A 10092-nucleotide genomic window follows, 5' to 3' on the forward strand; every position below is an offset into this window, starting at 1 on the left:
AAGCTGCACAAAAATTATACGGACAACAAGCACAAAAAGTATAACAAGATTTTCTTTTGAAAGGAATAGACTTAGCCAATGATTGCGATTTAAAATACAAAGCCTCGCAAAACCAACGCTTGTTGGTTGAACTCACACTGATGCAAATATCCTCTATCAACTTTGATGGAGAAAAAAAAAAGTCTGACTTTATAATTCCACCGACTTATTTCCGAAACAATAGTTTTTCTATAGTGGAAGCGGGAAGCGGGAAGATGGAAGTTTCGAGTTCCGAGTTGCGAGTTGAAAGTTCCGAGTTGGAAGTTTCGAGTTCCGAGTTCCGAGTTGAAAGTTGCGAGTTGCGTGTTGATGAACCGGAAACTGTAAAAGTACAAGAACCCGAAACCCGAAACTCGCAACCTGAGACTAATGTAACTACTGCAAAAGTATCCGCTACATCCATAGCTAGTATTCGTATTAGAAAAGAAATGGCTGAAGCAAAAAAATCGGAAGCGAAAGAGGTAATCCATTTGCCAAGTGAACCGTTTACCGAAACCGAAATGCTAGAACAATGGCTCAAATATGCTCAACGATTGGAAGATAAAGGGTATCGCATTGTGGCTTCATTATTAACTATTAATGATCCAAAACTTAACGGAACGACTATCATTCATGAGTTACCCAACGAAAGCTCGAAGATAGATTTTGAAAAAGAAAAACCCGAACTTTTGGGCTATCTTCGAGGAAAATTACACAACCACGATATTACCATTCAAGTAGATGTAAACGAGCAGTTGGTCTTGAAAAAAGCATACACAAATCAGGACAAATACAATCGATTGTTGGAAATTAATCCCAATTTAGAGTTGTTGAGAAAGATGTTTGAGTTGGATGTTTAAATACTTTTTTTCTTGAAAACTTTACCCCAATAGATTAAAAAGATACCGATACTTAATACTATTCTAAGATAATCTCGTTATTAGTTTTAAAACTTAAATCAGATAAATTTAATCTTTGAACAGTTAGAAAAAAAACTACAACTGCAATAATCATAACTAGAATTTGAAAATACTTCATTTAGTTTTATTTTAAATCGTCCCTTGATACAAGGCCTTTACAATGCCATCGGCTAAACCAATTTTTGGCACAAACAATTGTCGTGCTCCACTCCATTTCATAGCATTTAAATAAATGCGAGTAGCAGGTATAATTACATCGGCACGGTCAGTATTCATAGCCAGTTCAGCTATGCGTTGCTCGTAAGTGAGGGAATTTAAATATTGGTATTGCGAGTTCAAGTATAAATAAGACAACGGTTTGTCCTGCAATTTACCCGACATTTTGAAAAGTTTATTGATGTTTCCGCCTGAACCTATCAGGATTACATTTTCATATTTGGCTGTAATGGCTTTTATCCATTTTTCTATTTCTTCCCACACAATGTCACACACCATATTGTTCAACATGCGAACAGTTCCTATTTTAAAGGATTTGGAAGCTACCATTTTACCATCAGAAAAGAGCGAAAACTCGGTGCTACCGCCACCAACATCTACATACAAATACGTTTGGTCTGTTTTTAAGAAATCATGCAAATCGGAAGTAGCAATAATGGTTGCCTCAATTTTTCCGTCAATAATATCGATATCAATATCACATTTCTCTTTTACAATTTCGGCAACTTCTTTTCCATTATAAGCTTCGCGCATGGCCGATGTGGCGCATGCTTTGTATTTCTCTACTTTATATACTTTCATCAACAGTTTGAAAGCTTTCATGGCATCAATCATTCTTTCTATATTCTCTTCGGAAATTTCACCAACGGTAAAAGCGTCTTGCCCAAGACGAATAGGTACACGGATTAAAGCACTTTTATTGAATTGAGTTGCCACCTCTTTTTGTTCTACAATATTGGTTATGAGCAATCGCATGGCATTGGAACCAATATCGATAGCAGCATATTTTTTTATTGTAATCATTAAATTGTAACTGTTTTAGTGTTGAGATTTATCTTTTCCGCGCGATGATAATAATAATTGTACGTTTCGTGTTGGGCACGGAAAATTGGTTCTCCCCCAGCACGAATTCTGTATTTATTTTCGAATTTTTCGGAATGGTAACGTGCTTTTACATTTCCTTTCCAGCCCACATTAAAAGTATCAATAATCTGTTTTTTTATTTCTTCATCATAAATTGGACAAGCAACTTCTACTCTACCTTCAATATTTCTTGTCATAAAATCGGCAGAAGAAATAAATACTTCTGGGTCATCATTATTACAGAAAATAAATGTTCTAGAATGTTCTAAATAATAATCTACAATACTGATGGCTTCAATATTTTCACTCATTCCTTTAACACCAGGAATTAGCGAACAAATCCCTCTTACTTGCAATTTTATTTTCACACCCGCATTGCTTGCTTCATACAATTTATCTATCATTCCATAATCGGATAGACTGTTCATTTTTAAATTAATGTAAGCTGGCTTTCCTACTTTGGCATAATTTATTTCTCTATCAATTAATTTATAGAATTTTGAACGAGTGTAATGTGGTGATACTATTAAATGTTTGTAACGGTGTATTCTATAATTAACATCGAAGAAATCAAATACTTTATTAACATCTTTCAAAATCTGTTGATGGCATGTGAATAGGGTCAAATCTGTATAAATTTTAGCGGTTGATTCGTTGAAATTACCCGTAGAAATAAATCCATAGCGCTTTAACTTTCCTTGTTCAATTCTATCAATTACACATATTTTACTGTGTACTTTCAATCCTTTAATCCCAAAAATAAGTTCAATCCCTTCTTGTTGCATTTGCTCTGCATAGGAAATATTACTGGCTTCATCAAAACGCGCTTGCAACTCAATTTGAACGATTACTTTCTTTCCGTTTTTAGCTGCATTAATCAGAGAACTTATGATTTGAGAGTTTTTTGCTAGTCGATATAACGTAATTTTTATGGAACTTACTTTTGGGTCCAAAGCTGCTTCTCTTAAAAACTTTATTAAATAAGAAAACGACTGGTATGGGGCATAGATTAAGTAATCCTTTTGAGCAATTTTATTTAAGATACTACCATCCAAAGATAATCCTTCTACTGGAAGTGGCAATCTTGGTGGGTAAAGTAAATCAAATCGACCCAGATTTGGAAAATTCATATAATCGCGTCTATTGTGATATCTTCCTCCAGGAATAACACCATCTGAAGCATCAATCCCCATTTTATTCAAGAAAAATTTCAGTGTATCCTTGTCAATTGATTGATCATAAACAAAACGTACTGGCTCACCTATTCTTCTGTCTTTTACTGAAGTGGCTATTTTTTCCAACATGCTTTTACTCATGTCGCTATCAATATCCAACTGAGCATCTCGAGTAATTTTTATCATGTGAGCCGAAATACTTTTGTAGTCGAATATATTGAAAATGCTACTCAAGTTGTAACGGATAATATCATCTAACAAAATCAAATATTGTTTTCCATCTTTTAGAGGAAGTTCTACAATTCGATTGGTGTTTTTTGGAATCTCTATGATGGCATATCGAATTTCTTGTTTGGCTTTTACCAAACCTAACATCTTTGATTTTTGCTCAGTTTTCATTACCAATTTAATCGCTAAATAGCCAGAAGTATCTTTTAGCAATGGAAACTCAGCTAAATCATTGAGAATAATTGTAACAAGTTCTGGACTGATTTTTTGAATAAAAAAGTCTTTAATAAAGTTATCATGCTCACCAGAAATTTCATTTTCATTAATGATGATGATGTTTTGTTTTTCTAATTCTTTTTCAATTTTATTAAGAACCTTTAAACTCTCTGACTGTTGTCTGATTACAATTTCGGTTATTTCTTTAATGAGTTGTTGGGCTGAAATTCCGCCAAGTATTTTTTCTCCAGTTTCTCCAGACAAACTCAATCTTCGGATAGCAGCAAATCGAACTCGGAAAAATTCATCTAAATTATTAGAAAAAATACCAATAAAACGCAATCTTTCCAACAAAGGAACAGTTTCATCGGCTGCCTCTTGTAAAACTCTGGCATTAAATGCCAACCAACTTTTTTCTCTGTCTATATAACGAAAACCATTATCTGTACTCATATTTATTTTAAATCTCTTGGAAAAATAACTTTTTTTGTAATGCCATTTTCAATGTTATTCCAACTTGTATTTTCAAAAATAATCTTTACAAAACCGGAAGTGGAAACATTGTCAACAAAAATGTTCCCAAATTTATTGACAAAATTTGTAATGGCCTCATTATGCCCAAAAACAATCAAATTATCATAAACATCTGGACAAGACTTTATAATTTCCTCAAGTTTTTTTCCATCAAAAGTGTATAATTCCTCTTTAAAAACGATACTTTCAACGGGAAAGGATATGTTTTGGGCAAAAATAACAGCAGTTTCTGCTGCTCGCTTGGCAGGACTGCTCCAAAGTAGATACATTTTTGGAATATGTTTACTAATCTCTGATGATACTAAATGGGCATCATGTATTCCATTACTGGTTAATGGTCTATCAAAGTCTCGAAGCGGTGCATCCCAACTAGATTTGGCATGTCTAACTAGCATTAGTTGTTTCATGAATATAATTCTTCAAAGTTATTTAAGGGAATAAATTTAAACTATTAAAATTAATAATGGAAGTATAATTAAATTGATTTTTTAAACCAAAGGCATGTTAGTTAAATTATTGCTCCTAAATAATTTAAAAAAAATAAAGAATAGATTTTTAAAATTTAAAAAAAAATCAAATTAAATAAACATGTTTGTTCGTTAAAAAATAAATTGTTTTAATCAATTGATTATTTATTTTTTGTAGTATTTTATACTATAAATATTCCAAATTATACACTTTATCTATAAAATAATACATTTTATCGATTTTTTTTTTGGTAAATTAAAAAATAAAAATTAATTTCGAACTTTAAAATAATTGTAAAATGACAAGATAAACCATCAAAACCCAAAAATCTTATGTCAATAATTGAGTAAAAAAGATATTTTTTTTTAATATAAGTGCAATATTTGAAAGATAATTGACATATTAACGAGTTTTCGTGTTGTTTATAGAGAAAATGATGAATATATTAACATAGTGTATATTTTTACATGAATATAGTATAACCCAAAATATTATAACCTCAATATGCCTACATTCTCAATTCGAGCCCTGATTTAATTTTTAAAAAAAATTATTCTACTAAATCTAATTGTATGAAAACAAATACTATTATTATCCTACTGTTTACATTTTACACTGTAACCATTTTTTCTCAAAATTCAACTAGAATTTCAACTTCTACTACATCGATGAATGTTATAGCCATTGATGATTACCTGACTCCATTAAATAGCGCAAATCAGTCAGCTGTGGCTTTATTGAATATCCAGAACGTTAAAAGTTTAATTTATGATGCTCAACCTTCAACCTACTATTTTTCGGGTGTTGAAAAAATATATGGTGAAAAACCAAAAAACCTATTTACTGATCTTAATTCTCTAAATAATTTAAACAGTGCAATTACTTTAAAAAATAACATTGAAATTATCATTATAAAATTAGAAAATGCAAATCAATTGAATTCCACTATCAACTTGGAATTATTTTCTAGCTTTAAGAACTTAAAATATATTTATATTATATCAAGTTTTGATACTACTGCACAAGCTATTACAAACATGATAGTAGGAAAAAATGAGATATATAGTGTTTTTTATAAGGTAGAAAAAGGAGACACTAATTAATAATTGAGACAAAAAAAGAATATATGAAAAATCTATACTTTAATTCAGTCGTAAAAAAGCTTAAAAGCATTGCCATTTTATTGTTAATTCTATTTGGAGTTTCAAATACTGCAGAAGCACAGGTAAGAAAAGCTTTTACTCAAAGAACCTCTCAATATTCACCTAACAAAAAGATATATAATCTTAAAGGTGACTTTACAATGCTGGGTAATACTTGTTTGACACCTCAAAACTATAGTCCTACCGCCAACAACAATAATCAGTTTATGATTTATGTTGATACAGATGGAGATTCAAATACATTTAATTCTTCTTCTTCAACTTTAGTTTTATCAACAGAAAATGGAGCTATTCCGGCTTGTTCTAATATTGTTTACGCTGGTTTATATTGGACAGGCAGATCTTCCCCTAATGCTACTTTTAATGTAACCAAAGGAGTTGCATCTCCTCAAACTGTTAATAATAACTTAAATATTGTTCACAATCAAAATATTGCAAGTACGAGCCCTATTTATTCTACAAATTATACTCTATCTGTAACAACTGGTGGTTCAAGTAATAATTTTTATCCAATATATACATTTTCTGGTAATGGACAAACCTATGCCTTTAGATTTTACAACAGTTCAGCGATTAATAGAGTGACTCTTTCTGTTAATGGTGGAACTGAAACTAATATTCCAGTTAGTGTAAATGTTGATAATACTCAAGCGACCCTTGCTACACCATATACCATAACTGATGGAACGTTAACAATTACCATTAATAATTTAATTCGTAATGGAGGAACAAATGAAACTGCCTTAAATATACAAAACAATTCAAATACGGATGTTAATGTTGCAGGTATTGCATCAGTTACAACTAATGTTACCAAAACATTTAATAAAAGAATTGTGTCTTTAAAAGGACCAGGTGCCTCTTCATACACTCAAATCACAGCAGCTGCAAATGACATTTACTATCCTACTGGAATTGATGATAATATTTATGCTGCTTATGCTGAAATCACTGACTATGTTAAATCAGCTGTCACTGGTGGGCTTGGACAATATACAGTTGCTGACATGGCGCTACTTGAAGGTAACGTTAGTGGAACTGGATATTCTGGTGGTTGGGGAATGATAGTTATTTATGAAAACACAAAAATGAATTGGAGAGATGTAACAATATTTGACGGATATGCCTATGTAGCTTCTACAAATACTACTGGTTACGATTTACCTGTTTCTGGATTCAATGCTGCTCAATCTGGAAACGTCGGAGTGAAGTTAGGATTAATGGCTAGTGAAGGTGATGTAAGTTTTTCTGGCGACTATTTCAGAATTAGAAACCTCAATACTAATAGCTATACCAATTTAAGCCATGCAGGAAATTCAACTACAAACTTCTTTAATTCCTCAATTAATACCGGTGGTACAAGAAATCCAAATTTAGTGAACAACACAGGGATTGATGTAGTCATGTTTACTATTCCTAATTCTGGAAATTCTATAATTGGAAATAATCAAACTTCTACAAATTTCAAATATGGCACAACTTCTGAAACCTATTCTATTTTTACAATTGCTATGTCAGTTGATGCTTTTATATCAGAATCTGAAGGAGTAATATCACCTTTATCTTTAAATAACAATCCACCTGTTTTACCATATACTCTTGAACCCGGACAAGAAGGCGAGTTTAGTGTTGATATCAAAAATTTAGGTTCTGAAGCAATTAATAACTTCAAAGTTACTTTTCCTATACCATTCAATGCAACTTATGTAGCTGGAAGTGCAGTTGGAACCATATTTAGCCCTCAAACAATTCCAACTCCAAATAATGTTACATTCTTACCTAATCTTGGAGCAACTGGTTCATTAGTTTGGGATTTTGGAACTTTAGATTTACCTGTAAATCCAAATACAGTATTGGCAAAACTAAGATTTAGACTTAAAGCTACTACTGATTGTAACATACTAATCAATACAACTTGTGGTAATTCTATATTAGTTGATGGAAGCATGAGTGGTATTGGAGCAACAAGTGGAATTGCATTTGTTGACAAAAAAGTAATACGTGGACATGATGTAAGCGGACAATGTATTGGAAATCCATTACCAGATGCGCTTTCAGTCAAAATAGAAGCTGCAAATTATGTGCAACAAAATTGTCAAAATACTCCATCAATAAGAAGCTTTTCTTACTGCAATGCAAACACTAGTGTTGGAACATCTGAAATTGCTTCATTCTTCCCAATTGGTTCAAAGTTTTACAATCAGTTTCCGGTTACCATAAATTCAATTGAATATACAGATGCTAATCCTATTCCTCTTGTGGCGGGTTCAACAGTAACGTATTATGCTGTTCCACCAAACACTATACAACAATGTAACTTTCCTTTCACAATTTCTAAATGTCCTCCAATTATAGCACAAAATGATACCTTAAATGGTGTAAATGAAACTACAGGTAACTCTAATATTGGAAATATTTTAAGCAATAATGGCAATGGGGATGATACTTTAAATGGAACTCCAGCAACTATTTCTCAAGTTACTATAACTGTTACAACTCCAGCAACTCCTATCGGTATACCTTCTAATCCTGTTCCATTCATTAATCCAATAAATGGACAAGTTAGTGTTCCTGCTGGAACTCCAGTTGGAACTTATACAATTATTTATAATTTATGTGAATTAAATAATAATGCCAATTGTGATTCTGCAACTGTTACGATAAATGTAACATGTGGAACAATACCAACACCACCAACTGTAGCTTGTTACCAAACTGCCACTTTCAATGCAACAACATGTCAATACGAGGTTACTGGAACAATGCCAACACCACCTACAGAGTTAGATTGTTACGAAACAGCCACTTTCAATCCTACTACTTGTAAATATGATGTAACTGGTACAATGCCAACACCACCAACAGAGTTAGATTGTTACCAAACTGCCACTTTCAATCCTACTACTTGTTTGTACGACGTGACTGGAACCATACCAACTCCACCAACAGTGGCTTGTTACCAAACGGCAACCTTTAATCCAACAACTTGTTTGTACGATGTAACTGGAACCATACCAACTCCACCAACAGTGGCTTGTTACCAAACTGCCACTTTCAATACATCAACTTGTGTATGGGATGTAACAGGTACACAACCTGTACAACCACCAGCTGTAAACTGTTGGGATAATTACCAATTCAACACGACGAGCTGTTCATGGGTAAACCAAGGTACACAACCTGTACAACCACCTGCTGTAAACTGTTGGGATAACTTCCAATTCAATACTACTTCATGTAGTTGGGTAAACCAAGGTACACAGCCAGTACAACCACCAGCTGTAAACTGTTGGGATAATTACCAATTCAATCCTACTTCATGTAGTTGGGTAAACCAAGGTTCACAACCTGCACAACCACCAGCTGTAAACTGTTGGGATAACTTCCAATTCAACACAACGAGTTGTTCATGGGTAAACCAAGGTACACAACCTGTACAACCTCCAGCTGTAAACTGTTGGGATAGTTTTGTATTCAACACTACTTCGTGTAGTTGGGTAAATCAAGGTACACAAGCGCCTCAACCACCAACTGTAAACTGTTGGGATAATTTTCAATTCAACACTACTTCATGTAGTTGGGTAAACCAAGGTACACAACCTGTACAACCACCAACTGTAAACTGTTGGGATAATTTCCAATTCAACACTACTTCATGTAGTTGGGTAAACCAAGGTACACAGCCAGTACAACCACCAGTTGTAAACTGCTGGGATAATTACCAATTCAATACTACTTCATGTAGTTGGGTAAACCAAGGTACACAGCCAGTACAACCACCAGTTGTAAACTGTTGGGATAATTACCAATTCAACACTACTTCATGTAGTTGGGTAAACCAAGGTACACAACCTGTACAACCACCAACTGTAAACTGTTGGGATAATTTCCAATTCAACACAACGAGCTGTTCATGGGTAAACCAAGGTTCACAACCAGTACAACCACCAGTTGTAAACTGTTGGGATAATTTCCAATTCAACACTACTTCATGTAGTTGGGTAAACCAAGGTACACAACCAGTACAGCCACATTTAATACTTGAAAGAAGTTGCACATATCAAGATTTAGTAATTAATTTGGACTCTTTATTACCACCAGGAACAACTGGCGGTGTATGGATTAATGTTGACAATGTAGGCGGTTTCTCTAATGGCAATTCTTTCAATGCTAATGGCATTCCTTTAGGAGTATATAGGTTCAGTTATTTCATAAATAGTAATCTCCCGTGTCCTCTTACCTATAATCTTGATATGACAGTTGATGATACTTGTGGAGTTGGTCCATGTG

Annotated in this window: 5 protein-coding genes and 1 pseudogene; 3 read left to right on the forward strand and 3 right to left on the reverse strand. The window is 33.3% G+C overall.

Annotation, left to right across the window (positions count from 1 at the left end; translation table 11 throughout):
• Nucleotides 1–56: 56 nt before the first annotated feature.
• On the forward strand, nt 57–878 hold the full coding sequence (locus ACK5ON_RS07020; protein ID WP_409821167.1) for a hypothetical protein: 822 nt from the start codon (nt 57–59) through the stop codon (nt 876–878).
• Nucleotides 879–1067: 189 nt separating this feature from the next.
• On the opposite strand, the gene ACK5ON_RS07025 is transcribed toward ACK5ON_RS07020, so the two are convergent.
• Genes ACK5ON_RS07025 through ACK5ON_RS07035 form a run of 3 tightly spaced genes read right to left on the reverse strand, consistent with a single transcriptional unit; the run spans nt 1068 to nt 4578 of the window.
• Nucleotides 1068–1958: an exopolyphosphatase gene (locus ACK5ON_RS07025; protein ID WP_409821169.1), complete on the reverse strand. Its 891-nt coding sequence runs from the start codon at nt 1956–1958 to the stop codon at nt 1068–1070.
• Complete coding sequence (gene ppk1, locus ACK5ON_RS07030) at nt 1958–4090, reverse strand: polyphosphate kinase 1 (protein WP_409821172.1); 2133 nt, start codon at nt 4088–4090, stop codon at nt 1958–1960. The genes ACK5ON_RS07025 and ppk1 overlap by 1 nt, the downstream gene beginning before the upstream one ends.
• Nucleotides 4091–4092: 2 nt before the next feature.
• The gene (locus ACK5ON_RS07035) at nt 4093–4578 is read right to left on the reverse strand and encodes a SixA phosphatase family protein (RefSeq protein WP_396174607.1); all 486 of its coding nucleotides are present in this window, start codon (nt 4576–4578) and stop codon (nt 4093–4095) included.
• Nucleotides 4579–5211: 633 nt separating this feature from the next.
• Here ACK5ON_RS07035 and ACK5ON_RS07040 point away from each other — a divergent pair.
• Nucleotides 5212–5742, forward strand: coding sequence for a hypothetical protein (locus ACK5ON_RS07040; RefSeq protein WP_396174608.1), 531 nt, complete (start codon nt 5212–5214; stop codon nt 5740–5742).
• 23 nt (nt 5743–5765) lie between these two features.
• Nucleotides 5766–10092, forward strand: a pseudogene (locus ACK5ON_RS07045) (hypothetical protein); the annotation flags it as partial.

The sequence above is a fragment of the Flavobacterium sp. genome, assembly GCF_046317795.1.
GTDB lineage: Bacteria > Bacteroidota > Bacteroidia > Flavobacteriales > Flavobacteriaceae > Flavobacterium.